Raw genomic sequence first — 25,042 nt, forward strand, 5'->3', positions numbered from 1 at the left:
CACGACTCAGCCGAGCCCTGACCCGCACCGTCCACGAGCTGCTGGAACGACTCCTCCCGCCCCACAGGCAACGCTCCCAACCCCCGCGTCATCAAACGCAAGATGAGTAATTGGCACCTCAAGCACACCCACCACCTCAACCCACCCCACCACCCACACCAGAGCCATCACACTCGTCCCACCCACCAAGGCAACCAGCAGACGCCAGAAGACCACCTGAATCACCGGTAGTGCGCCTAGAAGGAACTGAGCACGAACGTGACCGCGGCCCCTGCCTCAGCGTGACTACGCCGCCCTCGAACGCCGTGGACGGCAGCGCGGCGGTCGGCGGCGGGATGCCTCAGCCGCATTCGGACACCGGGCAGAGATCAACCTTGGTGCCGGGCAGTTGGGCGATCTCGTTCTTCAGGTTCCTGCGCTCCGGTTCGGAGAGCTGATCAGGGAAGCGGACGTTTAGGTAGGAGCCGTCGTCGGACTGCGATCCCGTCACATCGGTAGCGCCGAACCGCTTGAGGCGGATCGCGGCGTCCCCGAGGCCGGTGCGGAACCGTCCGGGATCTGTCTCGGCCCGGTAAGTGTGGGGCTCGGCCTTCGCGGGGGCAGCGTAGAAGTGCCAGGCGAAGGCAAGGCAGCCCACGAGAGTAGCTGCCGCCCCCGCGGCCCCAGTCCTACGAATTGCCTTGGCGGCGACCGGGCGCCGGCGTGGGTCTGCGAAAGCGGCCAGCAGGAGGAGCAGGGCCGATGGCCAAAATAGGAACACCCCAGCCATGGCGCCCAGCACCCCCCATCCGAGAAGCAGGATCCCTGCCGTTACGCAGGCGGAGACGAAGCCTTTCGGGGTACGCAGGAACAGCAGCGGAACTGCCACCCGAGGCAGGTCAAGACATTCAGTCCCCCGATGCCTGACTGGAGCCCCCAGGCCGTGAAGGGATTGCGACGACCGCCGAAGCCATGGCCAGCCCTTGCTGCGGTCGGGGGACTGGCGCTGCGGGGGCCTGGTCCTGGCCAGCTTCCATGATCTGCCCCAAGCTATCTGAACGCGTTCAGTTATGGCCCTCAATGTAGTAGACCGATTTTGGCCGTGCGAAGAGATCGCCAAGCGAGCTGCTGCTGCTGCTGCTCGAAGAACGCTGGACGCGGCTCGGGAGCCCCGGTCCGAGCCTGCGACGCCTCCGGCACCCCGGCCCTGGAGCAGTGCCCCTCCGGTACGCACGGGGCTGTTGGCATTAGGGTCGGCCTTCGGCCACCGCGCGCACGTCGACGGAGCAAGGGCTCGACATAAGAGGGGTATTCGTGAACATCGTCGTGCAACGCGGTGCAATCGCCGCGGTGCAAGTGCTCGGCCTCGCTGTGTGGTTCTCCATGTCGGCGGTGGTTCCCAGCCTCCGGGCCGACTGGGGGCTCACCGCCGGCGGTGCTGTGTGGCTGACGGCCTCGGTACAGATCGGTTTCGTCGTCGGGGCCGTGGCCTCGGCCACTCTGAACCTGGCTGACCGCATCCCGTCGCAGCGTCTGCTCGCCGCCAGTGCAGCGGCAGCCGCCATCTGCACGGTGGTGCTGGCCCTCGTCGCCGACCAGCTGACCGTCGCCATCCCACTGCGTTTCATGACGGGCATGTTCCTGGCAGGGGTCTACCCCACCGGTATGAAGCTGATGGTCTCCTGGTCCGGCAGCGCCGGACGGGGCAGGACCATGGGCGTCCTGATCGCCGCCCTGACCCTTGGCTCCGCCCTTCCTCACCTGATCGCAGGGGTGGGGTCCCTGCGCTGGCGTGACGTGCTGCTGTCCGCCGCGGCAGCCGGATTCGCGGGTTCCGTCATCGCTCTGCTCTTTGTCCGGCCCGGCCCCTACGCGGCGAAGTCCGCTCCTGCACGCAATCCCAGGTATGCGTTGACCATGTTCACCGAGCGCGGGCCACGGCTGGCCAATCTCGGCTACTTCGGGCACATGTGGGAGCTCTACGCCCTGTGGACGTGGATCCCGTCCTTCCTGCTGGCGACGCCAGCCGCGAAGAGCCTGCCGGGTTCGGTGGAGATCACCGTGTTCCTCACCATGGGGCTCGGGGGAGCTGGCGGGTGCCTGCTCGGCGGCTGGGGCGCCGACCGCTTCGGCCGCCCACCCGCCGCCATGGCAGCTCTTCTTCTCAGTGGCCTGTGCTGCCTGGTCTCCCCCTTCTTCTTCCACTCCTCCTCGCTGCTTCTGTTCGCCTTCTGCACGCTGTGGGGTGCGGCCGTGATCGCGGACTCGGGGGTGTTCTCGACATCACTGAGCGAGGTCGCCGACCACCGCTACATCGGAACGGCCCTCACCGCCCAGACCGCAATCGGATTCGCCCTGACGGTCATCACCATCCAGCTCACCCCTCTGCTCGCCGAGGCCGTCGGCTGGCGTCACGCCTTCCTCCTCCTGGCACCCGGGCCGCTGGCGGGCGCCCTCGCCATGCGGGCGTTCGGCAGATACTCGGGCGGGAAACCCTGATCGCTGCGTCGAATCGGGTCCCGGTCTTGATGGTGAGCTTCCTCGCGATGTCGCATCCGGGAAAGCCCTCGCCCTTCAGCGCGACGGTGAAGGTGAGAGTGCCGTCGTCCATGGCCATGGGACGTCCGCCGCAATGGCTCTTGTCCGCTGCGGCGGCCTGGCTTCGGGATACTGGCCGTGATCAGTGTCGCCACAAGACCAAAGCTCATCTCCCTCATGAATCAATGACCGGAATTCTGGACATCAAGGACAGTTTCCTCCTGCACCGCCAGGATGCGCTCGTGTCGTCGCAGCAGGGAGGATGAGCCTTCGACGCATGCCGAAATGCGGTCGGGGTACTCGACCTGATTGGGGCTCGAACCCATTCGATTCAGGACGTGAAATGAGGAGGGACATGGACGACGTCGCCGTTCCCCGGGAAAGTGGTTTCCCGTCCGGGCACCAGGCGCGTTCTGGTGCCCTGCTCGAGGGAACGCTGGAAAGCCTGCGGGTGTCCGCCATCGCGGTCGACGACGACGGCCTGATCGTCGCGGTCAACACCGCAACCCAAAGGCTGCTGGGCAGGGAAGCTTCAGAACTCGTTGGCCACGACCTTCACGACCTGCTGCACAGGGACGAATACGGGCACTCGGTGCCGCGCACGCGCTGCCGGATGAGGAAGGCACTCCTCACGGGCGACACCGGTCATGGTGAAGCCGAGTGGTTCGCCCGCGGGGACGGTACTCTCGTCCGGCTGTCCTGGCTGGTCACACCCTGCACGCCCGGCCCGAGCGGGGCAGGTGCGCTGGCGCTGCTGTACGAGCCGAAGCGGCCGGACTTCCGCCACAGCGATGGCGTGCACTCTGCGCCGCTGACGGAGCTGGACCGCCTGGCCCTGCTGGCGGAAACGACCACGCAGCTCACCTCCACCCTGGACGTAGACGAGGCGCTGCACCGACTGGCGGCTCTGACCGTGCCCCGGCTCGCGGACTGGGCCGTGTTCGACCTGATCACCGAGCGTGACGAAGTACGACGTGTTCTCGTGGTGGAACACAAGGACGGCATCCTCGTCGAGCGGGACGACCTGCAAGGCCCGATGCCTCCCGTGCCGGCAGAGTCGCCGATGCCCCTGTCACGGGCCCTGCGTGGCGCCGCCTCCTCCCTTGCCGGTCCCGCCACCTACCAAGGGCCGCCCGACTCCGGCATCGCGGTCGAGCAGCAGGCTCTGTTCACCGCGACTGGAATGCACTCCGCAGTCATCGCACCCATTCGCGGCCTGCGCGACGTGCTCGGCGCCCTGACCCTGGGCCGCGCCGAGCGTCACGACGCCTTCACCCCCGCCGACCTGCCGCTGCTGGAGGACCTCACGCGCCGGGCGGGACTGGCGCTGGACAACGCGCGCCTGTACCAGCGCCAGCGCAAGGTCGCCGAGACCATGCAGCGCCACCTGCTGCCCCAGCTGCCCGTCCTGCCCGGGCTGGAGATGACCGCGCGTTACCGACCCGCTCCGGACGCCTCATCCGTGGGCGGTGACTGGTACGACGCCTTCGCCCTGGCCTCCCACGCCCACGCACTGGCCATCGGCGACGTCGTCGGACACGATCTCGACGCCGCAGCGGGCATGGCGCAGGTCCGCAACATGCTACGCGCCTTCGCCTGGTCCCACCCCGAGGCCGCGCCCAGCGCCGTCGTCACACGGCTCGACGAGGCAGTGATGCACATAGCCGAAGTACCCATGGCCACCATGATCCTCGCCAGGCTCACACTCGGCGAAGACGCACTGTGGCGCCTTCGCTGGACGAACGCCGGCCACCCACCGCCCCTGCTCATCACCCACGACGGTCAGACCCGCTTCCTCGACCAGGGTCACGGCATACTCCTCGGCACCGGAGTCACCAGACCCCGCCCCGACGCCGTCACCGTCCTGCCGGCGCAGGCCACGCTTCTGCTCTACACCGACGGACTGGTCGAGTCCCCGCACCACTCCATCGACCACGGGCTTGACCGGTTGCGCCGGCACGCGGCCTCCCTCGCCCACCGGCCTCTCGACTCCTTCTGCGACCTGTTGCTGGACCATGTCCGGCCCAGCGACAACGATGACGACGTCGCCATGATCGCGCTGCGCACCCCCCGTATGACGTGAGCTCTACTTTCTCTTCCCCCTCAGCGGTGCGTAGGACTGATCGACGGCAGGCCACGCGGCCCGGCGGCTCTGGCTGGATCAGCGGGATGGGGGGTGATGGGGCGACGTTGAGGAGGTTGCGCAGCCGCAGGCCGTCGGGGGCGATGGCGGTGATGAGCGCGGCGGGGCCTGCGAGGAGGGTGCGGATCGCCGGTCACCGCCGGCTCCAGCTCCAAAGAACTCGCGGGCGCGCACCCGCCGGTGCACCGCCGCCTGGAAACAGGCGGCGTCCTCCACCCACCACCAGGGCGATCGCGAGGCGCAGTTCGTCGATCAGGCCGGCGGCCGGCAAGGGCTGGGCCAGCCGGGCGCTCCCCCGTGGATCTGCAGCTCACGGCCGCGCTGCCGCTTCAGCTCGGCGACTTGGGCGGGGACGTCGCCCGACAGGATCGTGGTGTGATCACGTTCGGCTGTGGCCAGGCTGTCGGAGGCGACCTACTTCGGCAAGCCGTTCAGGATGCCGGCGGACGGTTGCTCGGTCATCTTCGGCCAGTCCCGTGCGATGTTCACTTAGGTCAGTTCGTTTGGATCACTTCCGCTGGCCGAGGTTGTCGTTGATGATGTCCGTGTGTATAACCGCATCAGCGCTCTGATCTCGGCCTTCGGCGTCCTTGCCAGCGTGATGCTGCTCGTTGCTTTCGTTCATGAGTACCACTCTGGAGCCTCAGTTCCCTGGCTCGTGGCTGGAGTTGTGATCTTCCTCAGCGCTTCGTGCACGCTCGTGCGGGACGTGCGGCAGCTCCGCACTGGGCCGACCGCCTGACAGCGGCACCGTTCCAACCAGTCCCGCCGGTCGTTGTTCGTGTGTGCTGTTGACTGACGCGCAGTGGGCGCGAATCGAGCCGTTACTACCAAATCTGACACCGCGGCGAGGTGGTCGGTGGCGGGATCACCGGGAGGTGATCGACGCGATCGCCTGGAAGTTCCAGACGGGATCGCAATGGGTCCACCTCCCCGAGAAGTTCGACAAGTGGCGAGGCGTCTACAACCGGCTGCGGATGTGGGCCATCGACGGCACCTGGGAGCGGGTGTTCACCGCACTGGTCGCGCAGGCAACGCCGACAGCGATCTCAACTGGGCAGTCTCGGTCGACTCGACCATCGTGCGCGCTCACCAGCATGCGGCCGGAGCCCGCAAAAGGCTGGGGAGAGGCAGTACCCGCCTGGATCCCGATCATCGGCGGCAAGCGCGTCCGGCCGATGGCGGCCGTTGTCCCCGCCGTCCTCGGCGGCTTGGTTCTCCCCCTGTTGTTCACCGCTGTCCCGATCGGCGACGGCCGTAGGCTCGCCCCGTACGGCATCATCGACACCGTCGAATACACCAACGCGTTCTGGCAGACACTGGCGACGGTGTGCGTTACTCCCATCGCCGCATGGGGACCCACCACCATCGCTCTTGCGGTCGCCTACTACCGCCGTCGCCGAACGCCCGCCGCAGTCGTCGTGTGAAACCACGAGCGCCGATCGCCTCGCCACCTCCGGCATACAGCTCCCCTCGAGAAGGCCCCGCTTCGACACCTGCACCTCCACCTGCGGCAGGGAGCAGGTGGGGGTGGCACGGCACCTCCGGCCTCCGGCGTCCTCCGCGCAGCGCGGAGGACGCCCAACGCTCCGGACGCGGTGCCGAGGCCAACGAGTACCAGCGACCCCGCTTCGAGCGTGGGTCAGGAACGGCCTCCAGGAAGAAGCGCAGGTCAGCCACATCGTCCGGGTTGAGGGGACCCAGCTTGGCCAACACGGCGGGGTTCGGGGAAGATGAGACAGCGGACACGGGAACCTTCGTGATCACTCGGCGTAGACACCTGAATGATCACGGATCCCGTGTCCGCTCTGTCATCCACCCCAACCTGCGGCATCCGCACGCTTGGTCCGGCCGGCGATGGGGCCCGGCGGCCGGGCCCGCAACGGCTGCGGGTGGCCCCCGTCAGGCAGGCCGGCCGCGGTTGTCGGCGAGGGTGAGCTGCAGTGCCGTATCTAACCCGCTTGGCGGGGCATGCGCAGGGACGCGTCCAGGATGGTCATGAGCTGTGCTGCACGGGTCTTGCCAGTCGGTGCCAGAGGGTATCTGTTCAGAACATCGATCAGGACGGGTGTGGCGCGTTGTCGGGCCTTCTCGATCAGCCGGAGCCCGACGGCGAAATCATCGTCCGCGTTCAGTTCTCCAACGCGCGCGGCGCTTGCGGCGGCTCTCAGGATGTGACCCACTTGCGCGGCTTTCGCGATCGGATGGAGGTAGGCCGCAGAGGCGGCATCTCCCGCAGCGCGCGCAGCGAGCCGTGCAGCGTCCGTGGTCGCTTCCTTCGCCGCCCGGTGGGCGTCCAAGGAGGTGATGCGCTGAAGTTTGCTCCTTTTGGCGCCGTTCACGAACTCCCGCGCAGCGTTAATGGCTGCACGAGGCCGAGGATCGTCAGGGCTGGCCTCCTCGAACACGGGAAGAACTTCCTCAGCGCTCTCCAGAACGTAGTGGGCGACGACTCGCAGTTCGTCCATGGTCAGTTCGAAGTCCCCAGAAACGATCGTCACGGACCCGATTCTCGCATCGCACGAGCATCTGCGGTCTCAGACGGAGACCATGGGACACAGCCTTGCCGAGGGGTCGAGGCAAGGGTCATCTGCGGCGCCGCCTGCGCTGGGTCTGGGTGAACCGCAGGACTCCGTGCCGGTCTCCATGATGCGCGCGTTGAAGGTGACACGGTCGACGACCGCGGTGCAGAGCCTAGGGTCGCTGTAGGTGTGCTTCCACTCGGAGAACGGTGCGTTCGACGCGATCGCGAGAGCGCGACTCACGAGAAGGCTCTGGCAGCGGCCAGGGGCCGAGCCCCAGGCTCCGGCCGGCGGGCGCGGGCAGGCTTCGGCAGCCGCGTCGAGGGGGTGCTCAGGGGCGGCAGCGCCCGCCGCCATTAATCGTTCTCCCCTCGCCCGCGGTGATGCTTATGCTGACGCCTCCTTACCACTAGCCGGGGAGCGCTGTGTCGCCGTCCTTCACGTACCGGATCACCAAGTACGACCCCGCCGATTTCGCCGAGTCCGGGGCCTACAACGGTGCCGAGGAGGAGGTCAGTGATCACGGTCCGGTGGAGGCGGCATATCTCGCGGCCGTCGCTGCGTTCGCGGAGGCTTCGGGCGTGGAGCGGTTGGAGATTCGCGAGCCCGAGGTGCCCGGTTTCGTCAACTTCGGTCTGGAGGCGCCGGTTGAGGGGCATGGGCTCAGCGGGCTCTTCCCGCCCGATCTCACTGGTTATCACGACGGTGCCGAGGTTTCTGTTCCGGTCGCCCTGGAGCTGGTGCGGGCGATGCTCCGCGACAACGGTGCCTGGTGCCGCCTGGAAGCCGGGAACGCGTTCACGGTGCACGTCGGGTACGACCAGTATGTCTACGTGGGAAGCGACCGGCCCTGCGAGAAGGCCGTGGCCCGGACCCGGGAATTCGGCCTGTTCCCGGTTGCGATCACAGCGTCCCCTTGGGCGGTGGGCTTCGATGACGAAGACGACGAAGCGGTAGAGGTCGCTGACGAAGGCTACTGGGAACGCGTCCGCGCGGCACTGGCCATCCACAAGGAACTGCTTATGGAGGAGACCTGTGTCCGCCATGCCTCGCGCTGGCACCGCCTCACACCCGGGAACCTCAAGGCGGTGCGCGCTGAGCTCGGACCGCGCTCCCTGGTGACCATCTGGCCCAGCCTCGAATCCGATGTCCGGGCGGTCCTCGCCGCCCTGCCCGAGGAAGAGCCAGAGGGGTTGGTCGGGGAAGAGCCCGACGGGACGCTCCGCTACGCAACCGTCGACGACACCGGATACCCGGAACTCGTTGCCCTCACGGCCGGCGCGCGTGCAGCCCGCTGCCTGCCTCCCTTCGACGAACGAGCTCTATCGCTGTGTGCCGCCCTCCCCGACAGCGACGGCGTTCTGCGCGCCCGGTGGTAGGTCACACCGGTGCCGGCTCGGCCTGGACTGTGGTGCACCACCCGGCCTGCCTGGTGAAGGGCGGGCCGTGGGCCTTACGCATCCACGCCCGGCCTACGCCCCCGGCCCCTCTTGGATTCCAAAGGCCTCCTCCGAGTCAATCGACGAGGTAGGCCTTCTCCCCCCATCATGAGCCGAGCATCCGCCGGATCCTTGATAGAGGGGCCCGCTGGATCACGCGGTGTTCCTGCGTGCTCTATGCGCGGCTGGTTGTCCGACCTGCCGACGGCTGAACTGAAGTACAGGCGGTGGATCGGCGAGCGCGGCAGCATCAACGGCACCTGCATCACCCCCCACCGACGAGGCCGACGACGGGCGGGTGCTGAAGTCGTGCTCCGGGCGCACTTGACTGCGACTACTGGGACCATGGACTTTTACGCCCGCCGCCCGGCCGCTCGCAAACGGGTGCGGAGCTGCTTACTTACCCGTCGGCTCGGAGTGGCAGATGACGCCGCCTCGCGGGGCCGACTGACGACGTCCTCACCACGCAGGTCAACTGCCCCGTAGGTCGGCCCGGTCACGCCAGCGATGACAAGTATTCGGACCGGTTCGCGCCCGCGAGCGTGGCCCAGCGTTCGGCTGTCTTGGGATGGACAGCGAGCAGGTCGACGATGACCATGGGCGGTAGACGGTAAGGCGTACCACCTGCACACATGCCCCCCGGGTAATTAAATTTGAGAACGTATGGAGGGGAATAATCATGCACGAACAGGTTGAAGCCTATTACCGGCAAGAGCACGCTGCTGAGCGTGTAAAGCTCACAGTCGATGACGTCGACTCTCTGATAGACACTCTCTTGTGTGGGTCTGATGCGGAGAATATGGCAGAGCTGCATTCGCTTGGGCGCCCGCTTCTCGCCTCCGGTTTCCCGGACCATGAGTTCCTTGTGGGCGTTGACAAGAAACGCAGTGCTGGCGTCCTGAGCTTCATGGATGAGGGAGGCAATTTCGTATCCTGCGGTCGCCCGGAAGGGCAGGGGGACGTTGTGTTTTACTTTGTTGTGGACAATGGGACGGAGTTCCCAGACGGATCAGAGATTCCTATTGGACTCGTACGGCAGGCAACGAAGGAATTTTTTACTTCGGGTGGGCTGCGGCCCAAGTGTGTCGAGTGGCAGGAACCAGATTGGTGATGCGGGCACCACTGTCGAGGTGGGGAGAGCGCCGTGAATCGAAAGATCCTTCTCTCTTGAGTTGATCAAAGCTCGCCAAGGAGGAACAGTCAAAACCTGTGGATCAGGTCAGTCGCTGCGGTGTCGCTGACCCAGTCGGCGACTGGCGTCAGCGCGGACGCGTCGGGTTCTTCCCGCCTCGGCGAGCAGTGTGAGGGCGGCGGGTGAGGACAGGGCTTCGACGGCCTTGCGCTGGAACCAGTCGGATCCGGTGGTGACTTCCTCCGAGCTCCACGGCTCGCCCGCGGTGATCGACCGCAGCAGGGTCCATTCGCGCAGGCGGCGGGTGAGGAACTCCCGCTGCGCGCTGATCTCGGACATGGCGCAGGCCCAGGCGGTGAACCCATCGTCGGTCAGCAGGAGGGCCGCACGGCGGTCGAGGTGGCGGACGATGGCCGACTGCGCCATCGTCGGGTCCGGGTCGCGCAGGATTCTGGCAACCAGATTGGCTTCCTCTTCGTCACGGACGACAGCCAGCTCGTGCAGGTAGCGGGCGAATCGTTGGTGCTCGTCCTCAGTGCAACGGTCATCGGCGGCGTTGAGGCCGTTCACGCGGCGGCCTCCTCGGGGCGCTCGACCAGGTGGCCGCGTTCAAAGCAGGCGCCGGCCCCCACCAGAGCCACGAGATGGGGTCCGTTGACCGCGCGCCGGTGGGCCTGAGCGGACTCGATCAGCTTGAAGACCATGACGAGTTGAAGACCATGGCGAGGGCGACTCCCCGGCTGCCGGCCTCCCCGGTGACCTTCGTTCTCAACCGGACCGGGGTGAAGGTCGACTCGCGGTATCACGGTCATCGCGATCAGTTCCTTCGCGCCATCGGCCCGCACGCCCATCAGCACCTGACCCGCGGCCTTCGCCTCCTCCAGGCGAATGCGCAGGTGGACGCCGTCCGTCCACACGTACACGAAGTCGGTGGCGGACAGGTCACCTCCATGAACGCTTTGTGGGTGGCCTGCCATTGGACGGTTAGCCGTGTCACCGTGGCGGGCGAGCGGCCGGCCGAGCAGCCGAGGAACCGTTCGAGTGCGGGCACGAAGTCGCCGGAGGACAGGCCGTGCAGGCAGAGCAGCAGTAGCATCTCGCTGATCTTCGGGGACTTTCATGCCCAGTGCGGCAGGATCGCCGAGGAGAACCGCTTGTGTTCGCCCGTGGCCTCGTCGGCGCGCCTGTCGTTCACGCGCGGGGCCGACCTCGACGACTCCGGCGGAGGTGGTGACCTTCCGTGGTTGGTGATGGCCGTTGCGCACGATCAGACGGTGACCGCTCTCGTCCCGCTCACCGGCCAACTCGGCTACGTAAGCGTTGACCTCTGTCTCTCGGGCGGCGGCCAACATCCGCCTCGCGGCCTCGCGGACGATCTCGTCGATCAGGGAGCCGTTTGGCGCGGAACCGTCAGCATTGCCTACCGTGTGCATGGGCAAGCCTTCCCGACTGGCGCTGCGAACGCCGGCCTACTCGGTGACCTTCAATCGATCACTCGGGAAGGTACGCCCTTCGCATGCCGCCCAAGCCCCGATCCACAAGTCGTGAGCGTTGCTCCGACTCCATCACGTCCCGCACAAGCGGCAGCTGAGAAGTCGGTTTCTCTCATAGACGAGCCCCGGCATCATGGTCGTAGGCGGGTACGTTTGTGAGAGGACGAGTGCGGCGGGTGTTTGGAGACGGGCAGGCGGATCTGACAGAGCTGTGGCATCAGCATTGGCCCAATTGCCCACCGGTTGGGTACAAGCTTCGTGACCCGTATCGAGATGTCTGGGTACGTTTTCACAGCCTGCCGGAGTCGAAGCGGTACGCGGAGGACGGGAGCGAGTACGCCGTCGTTCTGGAGCGTTACAACACCGTCCTTGATGAGTTGTTCGCTGGTGCGGACGTGCATGTGATCACCCCGCTCTGGACGACCGAATCAGACGTTCCGTCATCGCAACCCGTCACAGGGTATTGGCAGAGCCTGCTGGTGGAGGACGATCCTGACCGTGAGTTCCGCACGTACTGCCACCTCTTCGCCGCCCGCCAGCCCTGGCGGCGTGGCTGCCTGGACGAGTTGCTGCGAGACATCGCCGATGACAAGGTGGCGGGCGTCCTCATCACCGACACCCGGATGGAGCGCGTCCACCACCCCTACGACGGTGGCGCCGACGTCTTCCTTGCGACGTCCGAGGAACGGGACCGGATGCGCGATCGACATGGCGACTGGCTTTCCAGTCATCCCTCGGGTCTCTGACCGGCTCGGATCGCAGCCCCGCTCAGGATGGTCTCCACCGCGAATGCCGGGTTGAAAGGCTCCACGAGTTCCTTGGTGGCGACGGCCACGAGCCGCGCGGGCGCATCACCGTCCAGCAGCGCGCTCACGCTCACGTACTCGATGGCCTCCGCCGGCGAGAGCATCGGCAACCGATGGCGCAGTGTCCGCACAACGTGCATGCGTCCGTGCGTGGCGGTGACTCCGCAGAGCGCGTCGTGCAGGTCGTCTACTGCGGTCCGCACCGGCAGCCCACGGATCCGGACCCGGTAGTCGATCTCCCACTCCCCCGTTTTCGCGGAGACGACGCCGCTCTGGTGTAGTCCCTGGTCGCCGCGGTCGACCAGGGACGGCCCATTACCGACCAGCATGTACCTCGAGTTTCGAGTGCGTACGAACTCCTCGGGCTGCCAGGAGACAATCCACACCAGGTCATGCTCGCGGACACCGGACGGGATTCCTGGTGCCGGTCTCGCTGGGTGCGGGGCAGGGGCCTTGGATCTGTCAGACGGCTGGATATGGTTCCAGGAACTCAAGCGCCCGTGGGACGAATCTGTCGTGGTGCTGGAAGATCCCGCCGTGTCCGGCGTCGGGGTAGAGGGGTTCGAGTTCGCCTTGGGGCAGCCGGGCCGCCAGGTCGACTGTGTTGATGCTCGGGACCATGCGGTCGCTCTCGCCGTTGGCCACCAGGACCGGTTGGCGGATGCGCGACAGGTCGGCCGGCGCCTGGCGGCCCCAGCGGTGGATGGCCTTCAGTTGGGCGCGGAACGATGAGAGCGAGATGGCTTGGTCGCGGTCGTCCGTGCGTTCCTTGAGCCGGTCCAGGAAGGCGTGGGCCGCCCGGCGGCCATTCGCGGTGCCGGTGAAGAAGAGGTACTGCTTCGGGTCTTTGTGGGTCAGGACGGCCTTGATGGTGTCCCTGATGGTGAGGCTGGTGACCTTGTCGATGCCGGGGCCTCCGGCGGGTCCCGTGCCCGCGAGGATGAGTTTGCGTACAAGATGGGGTTCTTCTGCCGCGATGACCTGGGCGATGAAGCCGCCCATCGACAGGCCGAGCAGGTCGACCCTGTCGTATCCGAGGGCCCGGATGAACAGCACGGTGTCGCGGGCCATCGCCTCGATGGTGTCGGGTGTGGAGCCGCCGGACGCGCCGACGCCGCGGTTGTCGAAGGTGATCACCGGGCGTCGGGCGGCGAGTCCGTCGACGACGCGGGGATCCCAGTTGTCCAGGACTGCGGACAGGTGGTTGAGGAGAATCAGTGGTACGCCTTCGTCCGGGCCGAGCTGCCGGTAGGCGAAGGTCACTCCACGCACGGACACGGAGCGGTTCGGCGCGTTCGCGTACGACGTCGGGGCGGGGGAAGTGGACGGTGTGCTCATGGCAGGGTCCTGAGGTGGTGTGACGGGGGAAGCGGGGAGTGAAGGGTCTTTTGTTGTCGGAGGTGACTGGCGCCGGGGACTCTTTCCCGCCCTTACGTCATTGCGACGACTACTTTGTCGGCCTCGACGCCGGGCACGTCGACCGTTGCGGGGCGTCGGGCCGCGCCGTACAGCTTCGTACCGCGCTCAGCGAGCTGGGCGGCCAAGTGTCGCCGGAGACCTTGATTGGCGCCCGTGACGACCACGACCGCGTTCTCCAGTTCCATGCTCTTGCTCCTGGTCGCGGCGGGCGCTGTCGGCCACCCGCAAGGGTTTAGATTATGTATCCAATCTAAACACGGGTCTGTGAGAGATGCCAGCCGACATCCACATGGGTGAGGGTCATGGGCCGCGCCTCGCAGGCGCAGGCGGAGGCGGAGGCGCAGGCGGAGGAGAGACGGCATCGTCCGGCTCTGCACCCTGTTCGGTGTGCTGGTCCTGCCCCGGGCCACCAAGGGCTCTGGGCTCCCCGCTCTCCGGGAAATTCCTCGCCGCGGCGCGCGCAGGCTGATCGATGGGACTAGGCAGACCATCCGCCTCGGCGGTCGGCTCGGGGGGACATCGATCACGGAGGGCAGGCGACGCGGCCGGGACGGGGCGGATGACGGCGTCAGACAGGTTGCAGGTCCCGGGTCCCCTCGGACTGCATCCCTGACAGGTTCGGCTCGTGAGGAGCCGGCTGTGCCTCACCCGCCGCAAGGCCCGGCCTGCCGCCCGCTGCGACGTCACCCCGTACTACCTGGCGCAAGCCGCCTGATCTTCCAGTCCCCGGTCATCGACTCCCCGCGGCCGACCGCTCCAGAGCCCTTCGCAGTTCAGAGGGTGCGGGCGAGGAAGACGTCGGTGACCTGGAGCACGTCGATTCCCCCGCCGTGGGCGTCGAGCAGGCGCCCGGCCTCGGCGAGTGCCTGCTCGCGATGGTCGTCGGGCAGGATGCGAGAGGCGGACAGCGAGGCGAGGTAGCCGAGGTAGCGGTCGGTGTCGCACTGCAGGTCCTGCCGAATCGGACCGACCGCAGGTCGGTGAAGCGGCCGTCCCGGCGGCACTCGGCATCCGGCCAGGCCTGGTCCCAGTTCCCGGGCTCGTCGCCGGAGAAGTCGGAAGCCAGGAAGCGGTGCGGTGAACCGGTGATGCCTGACAGTCGCCAATGCCGGCGAGTTCGGCGCGCAATCCGGGGTCATGGATCCCGTGACTTCAGTTGGCGAATCATGGACTGAGCCGTTTAGGTCAGAAGCACGTGAGAAGATCCGGGACGACATCCACGAAGCCTTCCTCGTCCTGGGATGCGCGCTCATCCGGTGGCGGCGACTCGCCGATCGATGCCGAGCTCCTCTGCGTCCAACAGGATTCCATCCGGAGCCGGCTTGGGGCGCGGCACATGGTCGCCGCCGATGAGCACGTCGGCACGCAAACCCGCGGATCTCAGCAGCACCTGGGCCGCTCGGGAACTTTCCCTGTGAACACCGCCACAGCCCGACCCTGGGCTCGCAGGGCAGCGAAGGCGTCAGCTACCCCGGGATAGGGGTCCGCTTACGCACCTTGGGTTCACCCAACGCGACAGATGTGCCGTAGGCATGGGACCCATGTGGGTGCACCGAGGTAACGTTCACTCCGCCGATCTGCGGCTTTTGTGCTGGGTGGCATTGAAGCGCGCTTTCTTCTGACGATTGCCGCACGTGTTCATGTCGCACCATTTGCGGGTGCGACTTTGGCTGGTGTCGAAGAAGGCGGCTTGACAGGTCGGTGAGGCGCACAGGGCCAGTTTTCCGTCTCGTTCGCCCGAGATGATGCTGATCGCGTCGGCGGCGATCACGCCGAGGGCGTCTTCCACGCAGGAAGCCGAGCTGAGCCGCCATTGCCGCTTGCCCTCGGGCGTCAGGACGGCCGCGGCCCGCCCCTGAGCACTGCGGCTATTGATGACGTCGACGGCAGGTGCGGGGAGAGCGTCTTGCATCGCAGCCGCTGTCGCGGCGGCGTGGATCGACTCCCTCAGCTCCCGGGCGAGGTCGAGCTGGGCGGTGGTGCAGGAGTCCACGGCGAGGCCGTACACGGCCAGCCAGTCGACGAGTCGCTGCGGCGCGGGAATGCGCTCCACGGCGTCGCCATGACGCTCCGACAGAGTCCCCGTGAAGCTGGTCGCGAGCACCGAACCGAGGCGAAAGTCAGGGAAACCAGCACGCATGGAACCACCTTAGCTGGTTGCGGCCTGGATCGGAGAACTGTTAGAACCGTCTTAGACGGTTCCACGAAACCAGGAGGTCTCATGCTCCGTCCGACCAACGACGTGCAAGCGTTTGAAGCCCGCGCGACTGACGCCGACCTCGACGATCTGCGCGTGCGACTGGCCGCGGCGCGACTGCCGGAGGCTGAGACGGTTCATGGCGCCGCGCCCGGCTCTCGCCGGTGGGAGCAGGGCGTTCCTCTCGCCGACCTCGTCGATGTCGTGAACTACTGGCGCACCGGGTATGACTGGCGGTCTTTCGAAGAGCGCCTTGACCGGATCGGCCAGTTCCGCACGACCATTGATGGTCTGGGAATCCACTTCCTGCACCGTCGATCCGCGCGCGCGGATGCCACTCCTCTGGTCTTGACGCACGGCTGGCCGGGCAGCATTGCCGAGTTCACCGACGTAGTGGAGGAGTTGGCGGACCCGAAGGACGCGGACGCGCCGGCGTTCCACGTCGTGGTCCCGTCGCTGCCGGGCTTCGGATACAGCGACAAGCCAGCCACCACCGGGTGGGGAACCGAAAAGATCGCGGCCGCATGGGTCGAACTGATGGGAAGGCTCGGCTACGGCACGTTCGTAGCCCACGGCGGCGACTGGGGAGGCAACATCACCACGGTCCTCGGCGGCAGGTTCCCGGCACACGTTCTCGGCATCCACACCACGTTCGCGGAGGGGCCGCCCGGATTGGCGACGGACGGACTGACGGCGGTCGAGCGCCAGTGGACCGACGAAACCCGCGATTTCTGGCACCACCGCGCGGCGTACGCGAAGCAGCAGGCGACCCGGCCGCAGACCATCGGCTACTCACTCGTCGACTCACCGGTCGGGCTTCTTGCCTGGATCCTCGACAAGTTCGCCGAGTGGTCAGACACCGAAGACAGCCCGTTCGAGACGATTTCCAGGGACCGCATTCTTGACGACGTCACCCTGTATTGGCTGACGCGTACCGGCGCATCGTCGGCCCGCATTTACTACGAAAGCCACAACTCACTCGACCCCGAACTCCGGGTCGACGTCCCGTCAGCGATCACTATGTACCCTCGCGACATCGAGAAGAGCCCGCGCGCCTGGGCGCAGGAGCGGTACCGCCAGATCGTCCGCTGGAGGTCACCCGAAACCGGGGGGCATTTCCCGTCGCTGGAGGTCCCTGAGTATTTCGTCAAAGACCTACGAGAGGGCCTCGCCGCAGTGCTGGCCGCTGATCGGTGAACGCGGCTGGGTGCCGGCACTCGATCGCCTCCTGATCCGGCCCAAGGCGTTGCCCGACGGCTTGCGGACCGAGTCTGTCGAGACGGCAGAACGGGGGCAGCAAGGGTCCGGCGAAGAGGGCGGTGGAGCATGTCGAGGTCTTTCGGATGGTTGACAGCGAAGCCAGTCGGAACCTCGGCGCCTCCTTGGCTGGGTCCCTGACGGACATGGCTGGGTGACCCTGGTCCTGTGCCGCCCGCGGGCGCTTGATCGCGCTGGAGTTGCGGGGCGCCCACATGGCGTCGGTTGTGGCGGTAGCGTGATCGTCATGACGGCTGAGGGCGAGGCGCTGGTCGGCGGCATGGTGAACGCAGGGGCGGTCTTTCGCCGTGGTGCGCTGGTGGAGCGCCCGGCACCGCGCAACGCGCGCGCCCTGCATGCCTACCTCCATGCGCTGAAGGAGTGCGGCTTCGACGCAGCGCCGACCCCTGTCGGATTCACCGAGGATGGCCGGGAACAGCTGACCTTCATCCCCGGCGACGTGGCTCTGCCACCGTTCCCCGACTGGGCGATGACGAAGACCGCCCTGGAATCGGTGGGGAGTCTGCTGCGGCGCCTGCACGAGACCAGCGCGGCCGTCGCGGTCGACACCCGTGCCGGGTGGCCTGGGGAGCTGGCGGACCCGGAGGGGGGAACGATGCTGTGCCACAACGACGTGTGCCCGGAAAACGTCGTCTTCCGCGACGGCCGTGCCGCTGCCCTGATCGATTTCGACCTGGCAGCCCCGGGCCGTCCCCTCTGGGACGTCGCCATGACCGCCCGCTACTGGGTGCCCCTGGTCGATCCCTCATCCGCAGCCGCCGTCTACCCCTCCGGGCTGGACGCGCCCACGCGGCTGCGGATCCTTGCCGACAGCTACGGCCTCTCGCCGCAGGACCGTGCCGAGCTGCTCGGAGTCATCGAGCAAGCCACGGACGTCTGCCGGTCCTTCGTCGCCCGCCGCGTGGCGGACGGTGACCCCGTCTATCTTCAGGCGCTGGCCGAGCGCGGTGGATGGGAACGCTGGGATCGCATGCGAACCTGGCTGGCGGAGCACAACGAGATGTTCACGGCCGCCCTGCTGAACTGACCGGCCGGACCTTCGGGGACAAGGTCGCCGGGGTTCTTTCGAGCCGCGTTGGCTTGGTGGCGTCCCGCTCCCGCCACGGACGAGACTGTCCGGATCCAGTCATCATGGTTGGGCAGTTCATGCAGGGTGGCTCCGGTGTCAGGGTTCCAGAGGCGCACCCCGTTGTCCCGGCTGGCAGTGGCGAGTAGTTCAGGGCCCTCACCGTCTCTGAAGGAGGTCATGCTGAGCACCCATTGGTCATGCCCTGTCAGTGGTTCGCGCACCGTGTCGCGGGTGATCGGGTCCCAGATCCGTACAGTGCCGTCCCTGCCGCCCGGCGCCAGTCGCCCACGCCGACAGGCGCTCTGCGCGGATGGCCAGGCAAACCCCTTCATGCTCCGGGTGTGGGTGATCGATCGGCTGGGCCTGACTACTCGGTGCCTCCCCCGCGATCCGGACGGCAGTCGGCGTCGGCCCCATCGGCTCGGGGTGCCGCGCCGCCTGATCACAGCTGCACGCTGCCCGGACATCCACCTCACGGGTCTCGGCGCAGTGGTCGCCGGGAACGCTCCACATGACTGACAGGTCAACTCACGACCAAATGATAGATTCCTGAGCGACCGAGGCCGTCATCAGCGCTTCGGTGGTCACGGGCAGAGGAGTGCCATGTCGATCTCGGCCGACAGACGCCGCGCCCGGATCCTCGCCGAGGTGCAGAGGCTCGGATCGGTACGCGTGGTGTCCCTCGCGCAGCACCTCGGCCTGCCGGCCGTCACGGTGCGGCGGGACGTGGCCGCTCTCGCCGACGCCGGCGCGGTCGACAGGTCCCACGGATCGGTGTCGGTCGCCACGAGCCGCGATGCCCGGCCGGCGGACGGTCCGTCCCTCGGTCTGCTCGTGCCTGCGGTCGGCCAGTACTTCGGGGAAGTCATCGCTGGAGCCAGAGAGGCCGCGGGCCACGCGGGCGCCCATCTGGTTCTCGGCATCTCCTCGTACGAGGCGAGTGCCGACCGGGACCAGATCGAGAAACTGCTCAGGTCCGGTGTAGAAGGTCTTCTCCTCGCTCCCAACTGGCTGCCGTCGGACCAGCCGGACACCCAGGCATGGGTCTGCGAACTCGCCGTGCCCGCAGTGCTGGTGGAACGACGCTCCACCTTGGAGAGTCCGGCCGCCGCGCTCGATTCGGTCTCTTCGGACCACCACCACGGCGTTCTCGCCGCGCTGCGCCACCTCTCCTCGCTCGGACGGAGCCACGTCGCGCTGGTCGCCCGGCGCGACACCTGGACGGCACACCAGGTCCGCAGCGGTTACGTCGGAGGGTGTGAACTTCTCGGGCTGACCGCAGAATCCGTGATCGACGGTGTCGGCCCCCAGATGGACGCCGAAGCGGTCGCCGATCAAACCATCCGCCTGACAGAACGCGGCGTGGACGCGGTGCTGATCCATAACGACCAGGACGCCATCCAGTTGCTTCCGATCCTGCGGGCCAGAGGCCTCAGGGTGCCCGAAGACCTGTCCGTGATCAGTTACGACGATATCTTCGCCGCCCTGGGCGCCCCCTCGCTGACCGCGGTCGCCCCGCCGAAGAAGGCGGTCGGAGCCGAAGCGGTCGAACTGCTGCTGCGCAGGATGGCGGGCGGCGTCGCCGCGCCGCCGGTGCGCCACGTACAGCTCCTGCCCACGCTCACCGTCCGCGATTCCTGTGGCGGCCCGGCCCGCTGACGCGCAAGCAGGCCTGCGACGGGCCGCACGGCGTCGCTCATGCGCTACCGGCCGGCGGACCCTGAGCCCGGCCGAGCCACTGCCAGGTCCCCCGGCAGCCGACGCTCCCCGGGGACCCCGACCGACGGCCCGGTCTCCAGGGAGTCGGCCGGCTTCGAGCATCGGGCACGCGCGGTGTCCGACCCGCCGTCCGTACAGGTCGGACCACAGAAGGCCGCCTGGTCGACAACGACGCCTACCCGCGAAGCCCGAGAGGCGATGCAACCGATCGCGGGTGAACGACTCCCTCCCTCACCCGCTCAGCAGAGTGACCATTTGATCAATACTCGGTTGAATGAAGCGAATCTATTGACCTGATCACATGTGACCTCTACTTTCGGGCCACCCACTTCAGGAGGTTCGCGCATGAGGATCAGGGCCCGCCAAAGGCGTGCAGTCGGCCGAGTGTTCTTCGCCGCGTCCGTTGCCCTCGCCGGCACCGCTGTCATGCCCGGACAATCGGCCCTGGCAGCCGACTCGACCACCTACGTCGACTGCTCACGACCCGCCGCAGGCACGGGTACCCAGTCCAGCCCGTTCAACAGCGTCGCCCAGGCCAATGGCAAGACCTACGGTGCGGGTGACACGCTCGCCTTCGCGTCCGGTACCACCTGTACGGGCGCGCTCGCCCCGCAGGGCAGCGGCACGGCGAGCCAGCCCATCACGCTGACGCGCTACGGTTCGGGCGATCTGCCCGTCCTGAACGGCAACGGCACCGCGGATGCCGTCTCGCTGACCAACCAGGACAACTGGAGAATCAGCTACCTCAAGATCACCAACCCGGCCGGCTCTCTCGCACGCCGCACGGGTCTGCGGATCTCGGCCACCGACGGCAAAGCCCACACCGGATTCGACATCGGCAACCTTGTCATCGACCGCGTTGCCGGCCAGACCAACAAGACCGGTGCCGTCACCGAGGACTACGTCCAGTCAGGAAGCGTCGTCACGGGCGCCAGCGGGGCGAACTCCACGCTCAATGACGTATACGTGCACCACAGCACCGTCAGCAACACGGGTGGTGGCGGCCTGAAGATCCGTACGGGCTCCATGGCCACGAAGGGCAACGGCGTCCTCATCGAACACAACACCGTCAAGGACGTCGGCGGCGACGGCATCATCGTCAGCTACGCGGACTCCCCCATGATCCAGTACAACAGCGCCTCGGGCGTGGGCAACGGCGTATACCCGTTCTCCGGCGGCAACTTCGCCGGTATCTGGGTGCTCGGCGACCACAATCCGACCATCCAGAAGAACGCCGTGTACGACACCACCAAGATGTCCGTCGCCGACAGCCAGGCGTTCGACTGCGACTGGGGAAACACCGGCTACTGCACGGTTCAGTACAACTACAGTCGCGACAACATCGGCGGCTTCTTCCTCGACTGCGACGGCTGCGGCACCACGGGCGGCGCCAAGCAGGTCATCCGTTACAACATCTCCGAGAACGACTGCCGCATGAGCAGCAACAGTGCGGGCCGGTCGGCGCTGCACATGTACAACAACGTCCTCTACTGCACGGACAAGAAGTTCGACGTCACGCTTCCCGGCCAGAGTGTCGTGGAGAACAACATCTTTGTCGGCACGTCCGACTCCCAACTGCCCGTCACATCCGGGATCCAGTGGTACTGGAACGTTTTCCAGGGTGTACCCAGGCCCACGGCCAACGGCATCGCCGGTGACCCGCAGTTCGTCGCGCCCGGCACCGGCGGCAACTCGATCACTGAGGTGGACGGTTACAAGCTCAAGTCCACCTCGCCCGCCCTCGGCAACGGCGCCGTCATCACCGACAACGGTGGCCGTGACTACTGGGCCAACCAGGTCTCGGCAACCACCAAGCCCAACCGGGGCGCCTATCAGGGGCCAGGTCTGTAGTTCCCCCGGGCGGACGATGGAACCCGTCATCGTCCGAACCACCGCTCCGCCCTGCTGCACAGCATTTCCCGCGTTCGCCTACGTGCTCGCCCAGCACGCAGCAGTCAACACTGACCTTCGAGGAGTGTCATGCCGAAGCCCAACCGCCGCGATTTCATCACCCTCACCGCAGCGACGGCGGCCGCAGCGGTCGGGGTGAGCGGCGCCCGGGCGGACCGAGCAACCGCCGCCGAGGCCCGAACGGCCACGTCCGGGACGGCGGCCGCGACCGGAACGCTGAGCGATGCGCAGCACATCGTGATCCTCATGCAGGAGAACCGCAGCTTCGACCACTACTTCGGGATGCTCCAGGGGGTGCGGGGCTTCTCCGACCGCAGCACCGTCGAGACAGCGGGCGCTCACAGCGTCTTCGACCAGCCGAACGGGACCGGCCGCCACTACCCCTGGCAGCTCAGCGCAACGCAGGCCTCCGGCGGCGCCGACCCCGAACGCCTCGCCCAGTGCGGCGGGGACCTGGCCCACGACTGGGTCAGCCAGCACACCGCGTGGAACCAGGGCAAAATGGACTCCTGGGTCTCGGCCAAGGGCCTGCGCTCCCTGGGTTACCTGACCCGCGCCGACATCCCCTTCCACTACGCCCTGGCCGACACCTGGACCGTCTGCGACGCCTACCACGCTTCCGGGATGAGCGCGACCGGCCCGAACCGCACCTTCCTGTGGAGCGGCAAGATCAGCGAGGCGGCCAAGGACGGTGGCAGCGCCTCCGGGCTGACCTGGCAGACCTACGCCGAGGCGCTGGAGAGGGCGGGCGTCAGCTGGAAGGTCTACCAGTCGACGGACAACTACGGCGACAACGGGCTCGCCTACTTCACGCAGTTCGCCTCAGCGCCGAGCAGCAGCCCGTTGAGAACCAGGGGCATGTCCACCGTCCCACGGGGCACCACCGAGCCCGGCGACGTCGCCGCCGACATCTGCGACGCTCTCGCCTCCGACGTACGGGCGGGCACTCTGCCACAGGTGTCGTGGATCGTCCCTGACCAGAACTACTCCGAACACCCCATGGCCACGCCGGCCAACGGCGCCCACTTCGTCCACCTGGTCATCAACGCGCTCAACGCCGACCCGGACGTCTTCAACTCCACCATCCTCTTCCTCAACTACGACGAGAACGACGGCTTCTTCGACCATGTGCCGCCGCCTACCCCGCCTGCCGGCACAGCTGAGGAGTTCATCGGCGGGACCAGTATCGGCCTCGGCTTCCGCGTACCGATGATCGCGATATCCCCCTGGAGCCGCGGCGGGTACGTCAACTCCCAGACCAGCGACCACACATCGGTACTGCGCTTCCTGGAGAAGTGGACGGCCGCGATCGGCAGACCGGCCACCTGCCCCAACATCAGCGCCTGGAGGCGCGCGGTCTGCGGCGACCTCGCCAGCATGTTCGACTTCACCAGCCCGGTCTACGGCCTGCCCGCCCTGCCGGCTACCACGACCACCGTCGACATGAGCCAGTGCACCAGCCTGCCCAACCCCGCACCGGTCGACAACAAGCTGCCCGCCCAGGAGGCGGGTACCCGCAAAGCACGGGCCTTGCCCTACCAGCCCGCAGCCGACCTGATCGCCTTCACCACCTCCGGCAGCGCCGTCAATGCCAACATCAAAATGGCCAACGTCGGCGCGGCCGCCTGTCACTTCGCCACCTACACCAACGGCACGCAGCGCTCGGGCGGCCCCTGGCAGTTCACGGTCGCCGCGGGCGACAGCGCCACCGACTTCTACAACTGCGGCCCCGGCTACGGCGACGGCCTGTACGACCTCACCGTCATCGGCCCCAACCGGTTCATGCGCCGCTTCAAGGGCAATGCCACCACGGTCGGCAAGGACCTTCTCGTAGCCGCCTCCGTCGTCACCGTCTCCGGGGCCGTCAAACTCCGTTTCACTCTGACCAACAACACCGCGGCTGCTGTGACGTTCACGATCAGGGCGAACGCCTACCGTACCGGTGGGCCCTGGACGTACACCGTGCCGGCCGGCAAGACCGTCACGGACGACTTCTCCGCCTTCACCTACGGTTCCGGCTGGTACGACCACACCGTCACGGCCTCGTCGGACGCCACCTGGTCACAGCGCTTCGTCGGCCACCTGGAGAACGGCCGGCCCAGCATCAGCGGCTGACACCCACATGACAGACCGCACCGGACATCCGTCCATGCCCCACGGACCACCGAGTGGCGCTGGTCCCTCCGGTCGTCAGCGGTCGCACTCCAGCGACCTGAGATCGACCGCGTCCGCCAGAGCCTGCATGCCCTTGTCGTTGGGGTGCAGGTGGTCACCGCCGTCGAAGAACGGCAGCAGACGTTCCTGGTCGTACGGGCTGCGGAGCATCTTGTCGAAGTCGGCCACGCCGTCGAGTTCACCGCTGGTCCTGATGAACGCGTTGACCCCCTGGCGCACGGCCTCGCTCTCGGGGTCGAACTCCGACCAGCCCTTGAAGGGCAGCACCGTCGCGCCGACGACGCATGTACCCACCGCGTGCGAGCGGGCGATGATCTCCCGGTATCCGGCCACCATCTCCTCCACGCTGACACCGGAGTGGGACTTGATGTCGTTGATGCCTTCGAACAGGAACACCGTACTGACCCCGGGCTGGGAGAGGACGTCGCGATCGAGCCGGTTCAGCGCGCTCACTCCCGCGCCGTCCTCCAGGACCTTGTTGCCCGAGATCCCCTCGTTGGCGACCCCCTTGATGCCGCTGCCGGTCGCGCTCTGGAGCCGACGGGAGAGATAGTCCGGCCACCGGCGGTTGGTGTCGGAGCTGGACTGCCAGCCGTCGGTGATGGAGTCGCCGAGCGCGACCACGGCACTGGTCCTCCGGTCCTTCTCCACACTGACGGCGTCGAGGTAATACCAGGATCCGGTACGGTCGGTCCAGCTCTCGGCGCCCTCCTCCGCGCTGTGGTTGCCCGCCGTCGCGTACGAGGTCTGCATGGCCATGCCGTGGCCGGTCGAGGGTCCCCCCGCGCTCAGCACGTGGAAGCTGACCACGAGGTCGCTCTGGGCCGTCAGGCGTCCGGACAGCGGGTCGCTGAATACGCTGTCGCCGGGCGCGACCGTAACCGATCCGCCACCGCCGAAGGTCAGTGGGCGGTTGCTGCCCGGTACGAGCTGCGCCCCCTCTCGCCGCTTCCCGGCGTAGACGCTGTCGAAGGTCACCGGCTGGTCGCCGAACGCGTTGGACAGGTGCACCCGCGTGCCGGTGCCGCCGGCGCTGGTGCGCACCACCATCCGGTAGCTGCGGTCGCGCGGCGCCTCGCCCTGCCGGTCCGCACTCGCCCCCCAGGTGACGACCTGGTGCGCCGGCTTCGCGGGAGACGTGGGCGGCGCCGCAGCCAGCGCGGACGCCGGTACGAAGGTGATCAGCAGCGCGGCGACGAAACCGGCGGAGTGGTGACGACGG

At 67.3% G+C, this 25,042-nt stretch carries 22 protein-coding genes and 2 pseudogenes; 11 read left to right on the forward strand and 13 right to left on the reverse strand.

Annotation, left to right across the window (positions count from 1 at the left end):
* Positions 1 to 340 precede the first annotated feature (340 nt).
* The gene (locus tag ABZ454_RS23545) at positions 341 to 868 is read right to left on the reverse strand and encodes a hypothetical protein (RefSeq protein ID WP_359540539.1); all 528 of its coding nucleotides are present in this window, start codon (positions 866 to 868) and stop codon (positions 341 to 343) included.
* A 425-nt stretch (positions 869 to 1,293) separates the two neighbouring features.
* Between ABZ454_RS23545 and ABZ454_RS23550 the strand changes: the two genes are divergently transcribed.
* Positions 1,294 to 2,478, forward strand: coding sequence for an MFS transporter (locus ABZ454_RS23550; protein ID WP_359540542.1), 1,185 nt, complete (start codon positions 1,294 to 1,296; stop codon positions 2,476 to 2,478).
* 394 nt (positions 2,479 to 2,872) lie between these two features.
* A complete protein-coding gene (locus ABZ454_RS23555) occupies positions 2,873 to 4,600 on the forward strand; it encodes a SpoIIE family protein phosphatase (protein WP_359540546.1) in 1,728 nt (575 codons plus the stop codon).
* A gap of 193 nt (positions 4,601 to 4,793) precedes the next feature.
* On the opposite strand, the gene ABZ454_RS23560 is transcribed toward ABZ454_RS23555, so the two are convergent.
* Positions 4,794 to 4,931, reverse strand: a complete 138-nt coding sequence (locus ABZ454_RS23560) for a hypothetical protein (protein ID WP_359540548.1) — start codon at positions 4,929 to 4,931, stop codon at positions 4,794 to 4,796.
* Between the two features lie 514 nt (positions 4,932 to 5,445).
* On the opposite strand from ABZ454_RS23560, the gene ABZ454_RS23565 reads away from it, so the two are divergent.
* Complete coding sequence (locus ABZ454_RS23565; RefSeq protein WP_359540551.1) at positions 5,446 to 6,087, forward strand: transposase; 642 nt, start codon at positions 5,446 to 5,448, stop codon at positions 6,085 to 6,087.
* Between the two features lie 525 nt (positions 6,088 to 6,612).
* On the opposite strand, the gene ABZ454_RS23570 is transcribed toward ABZ454_RS23565, so the two are convergent.
* Positions 6,613 to 7,161 (reverse strand): putative immunity protein, encoded by a 549-nt coding sequence (locus ABZ454_RS23570; RefSeq protein ID WP_359540553.1) that lies wholly within the window; start codon positions 7,159 to 7,161, stop codon positions 6,613 to 6,615.
* Between the two features lie 36 nt (positions 7,162 to 7,197).
* The gene (locus ABZ454_RS23575; RefSeq protein WP_359540556.1) at positions 7,198 to 7,539 is read right to left on the reverse strand and encodes an ATP-binding protein; all 342 of its coding nucleotides are present in this window, start codon (positions 7,537 to 7,539) and stop codon (positions 7,198 to 7,200) included.
* A 68-nt stretch (positions 7,540 to 7,607) separates the two neighbouring features.
* Here ABZ454_RS23575 and ABZ454_RS23580 point away from each other — a divergent pair, with 68 nt between their 5' ends.
* Both ABZ454_RS23580 and ABZ454_RS23585 read left to right on the forward strand, forming a co-directional pair.
* A complete protein-coding gene (locus ABZ454_RS23580) occupies positions 7,608 to 8,561 on the forward strand; it encodes an RNA-binding protein (RefSeq protein ID WP_359540559.1) in 954 nt (317 codons plus the stop codon).
* Between the two features lie 739 nt (positions 8,562 to 9,300).
* Entirely contained in the window at positions 9,301 to 9,732 is a 432-nt protein-coding gene (locus ABZ454_RS23585) for an Imm1 family immunity protein (protein WP_359540561.1), read from the forward strand.
* 108 nt (positions 9,733 to 9,840) lie between these two features.
* Here ABZ454_RS23585 and ABZ454_RS23590 read toward each other — a convergent pair whose 3' ends face one another.
* Positions 9,841 to 10,323 carry a hypothetical protein gene (locus tag ABZ454_RS23590; protein WP_359540563.1) on the reverse strand — a complete coding sequence of 161 codons (483 nt, stop codon included), beginning with the start codon at positions 10,321 to 10,323 and terminating at the stop codon, positions 9,841 to 9,843.
* Positions 10,320 to 11,186: pseudogene (locus tag ABZ454_RS23595) on the reverse strand (transposase). The gene ABZ454_RS23590 and the pseudogene ABZ454_RS23595 overlap by 4 nt, the downstream one beginning before the upstream one ends.
* 236 nt (positions 11,187 to 11,422) lie before the next feature.
* Here ABZ454_RS23595 and ABZ454_RS23600 point away from each other — a divergent pair.
* Positions 11,423 to 11,992, forward strand: coding sequence for a hypothetical protein (locus ABZ454_RS23600; RefSeq protein WP_359540565.1), 570 nt, complete (start codon positions 11,423 to 11,425; stop codon positions 11,990 to 11,992).
* Here the strand turns inward: ABZ454_RS23600 and ABZ454_RS23605 are convergent.
* The 5 genes and pseudogenes from ABZ454_RS23605 to ABZ454_RS23625 all read right to left on the reverse strand — a co-directional run bounded on the left by ABZ454_RS23605 (position 11,974) and on the right by ABZ454_RS23625 (position 15,611).
* On the reverse strand, positions 11,974 to 12,546 hold the full coding sequence (locus tag ABZ454_RS23605; RefSeq protein WP_359540567.1) for a YrhB domain-containing protein: 573 nt from the start codon (positions 12,544 to 12,546) through the stop codon (positions 11,974 to 11,976). The genes ABZ454_RS23600 and ABZ454_RS23605 overlap by 19 nt on opposite strands.
* Positions 12,515 to 13,390 carry an alpha/beta hydrolase gene (locus ABZ454_RS23610; RefSeq protein ID WP_359540568.1) on the reverse strand — a complete coding sequence of 292 codons (876 nt, stop codon included), beginning with the start codon at positions 13,388 to 13,390 and terminating at the stop codon, positions 12,515 to 12,517. The genes ABZ454_RS23605 and ABZ454_RS23610 overlap by 32 nt, the downstream gene beginning before the upstream one ends.
* Positions 13,391 to 13,515: 125 nt before the next feature.
* A pseudogene (locus ABZ454_RS23615) lies at positions 13,516 to 13,656 on the reverse strand (short-chain dehydrogenase); the annotation flags it as partial.
* Between the two features lie 588 nt (positions 13,657 to 14,244).
* Positions 14,245 to 14,475: a hypothetical protein gene (locus ABZ454_RS23620; RefSeq protein WP_359540569.1), complete on the reverse strand. Its 231-nt coding sequence runs from the start codon at positions 14,473 to 14,475 to the stop codon at positions 14,245 to 14,247.
* Between the two features lie 560 nt (positions 14,476 to 15,035).
* Positions 15,036 to 15,611: a CGNR zinc finger domain-containing protein gene (locus ABZ454_RS23625; RefSeq protein ID WP_359540572.1), complete on the reverse strand. Its 576-nt coding sequence runs from the start codon at positions 15,609 to 15,611 to the stop codon at positions 15,036 to 15,038.
* A gap of 81 nt (positions 15,612 to 15,692) precedes the next feature.
* Here ABZ454_RS23625 and ABZ454_RS23630 point away from each other — a divergent pair, with 81 nt between their 5' ends.
* Both ABZ454_RS23630 and ABZ454_RS23635 read left to right on the forward strand, forming a co-directional pair.
* Positions 15,693 to 16,865, forward strand: a complete 1,173-nt coding sequence (locus ABZ454_RS23630; RefSeq protein WP_359540575.1) for an epoxide hydrolase — start codon at positions 15,693 to 15,695, stop codon at positions 16,863 to 16,865.
* Between the two features lie 307 nt (positions 16,866 to 17,172).
* Entirely contained in the window at positions 17,173 to 17,973 is an 801-nt protein-coding gene (locus tag ABZ454_RS23635) for a phosphotransferase (RefSeq protein WP_359540577.1), read from the forward strand.
* Here ABZ454_RS23635 and ABZ454_RS23640 read toward each other — a convergent pair.
* The gene (locus tag ABZ454_RS23640; RefSeq protein WP_359540579.1) at positions 17,874 to 18,482 is read right to left on the reverse strand and encodes a hypothetical protein; all 609 of its coding nucleotides are present in this window, start codon (positions 18,480 to 18,482) and stop codon (positions 17,874 to 17,876) included. The genes ABZ454_RS23635 and ABZ454_RS23640 overlap by 100 nt on opposite strands.
* Positions 18,483 to 18,618: 136 nt before the next feature.
* Here ABZ454_RS23640 and ABZ454_RS23645 point away from each other — a divergent pair, with 136 nt between their 5' ends.
* From ABZ454_RS23645 to ABZ454_RS23655, 3 genes are all read left to right on the forward strand, one after another.
* The gene (locus tag ABZ454_RS23645; RefSeq protein WP_359540581.1) at positions 18,619 to 19,674 is read left to right on the forward strand and encodes a substrate-binding domain-containing protein; all 1,056 of its coding nucleotides are present in this window, start codon (positions 18,619 to 18,621) and stop codon (positions 19,672 to 19,674) included.
* Positions 19,675 to 20,160: 486 nt separating this feature from the next.
* On the forward strand, positions 20,161 to 21,585 hold the full coding sequence (locus tag ABZ454_RS23650; RefSeq protein ID WP_359540583.1) for a right-handed parallel beta-helix repeat-containing protein: 1,425 nt from the start codon (positions 20,161 to 20,163) through the stop codon (positions 21,583 to 21,585).
* Positions 21,586 to 21,714: 129 nt separating this feature from the next.
* Complete coding sequence (locus ABZ454_RS23655; RefSeq protein WP_359540586.1) at positions 21,715 to 23,760, forward strand: phosphocholine-specific phospholipase C; 2,046 nt, start codon at positions 21,715 to 21,717, stop codon at positions 23,758 to 23,760.
* Positions 23,761 to 23,835: 75 nt separating this feature from the next.
* On the opposite strand, the gene ABZ454_RS23660 is transcribed toward ABZ454_RS23655, so the two are convergent.
* Positions 23,836 to 24,978 (reverse strand): SGNH/GDSL hydrolase family protein, encoded by a 1,143-nt coding sequence (locus ABZ454_RS23660; RefSeq protein WP_359540848.1) that lies wholly within the window; start codon positions 24,976 to 24,978, stop codon positions 23,836 to 23,838.
* Positions 24,979 to 25,042 lie beyond the last annotated feature (64 nt).

It is taken from the genome of Streptomyces sp. NPDC005803, assembly GCF_040630435.1.
In the GTDB taxonomy this organism is placed as follows: Bacteria; Actinomycetota; Actinomycetes; order Streptomycetales; family Streptomycetaceae; genus Streptomyces.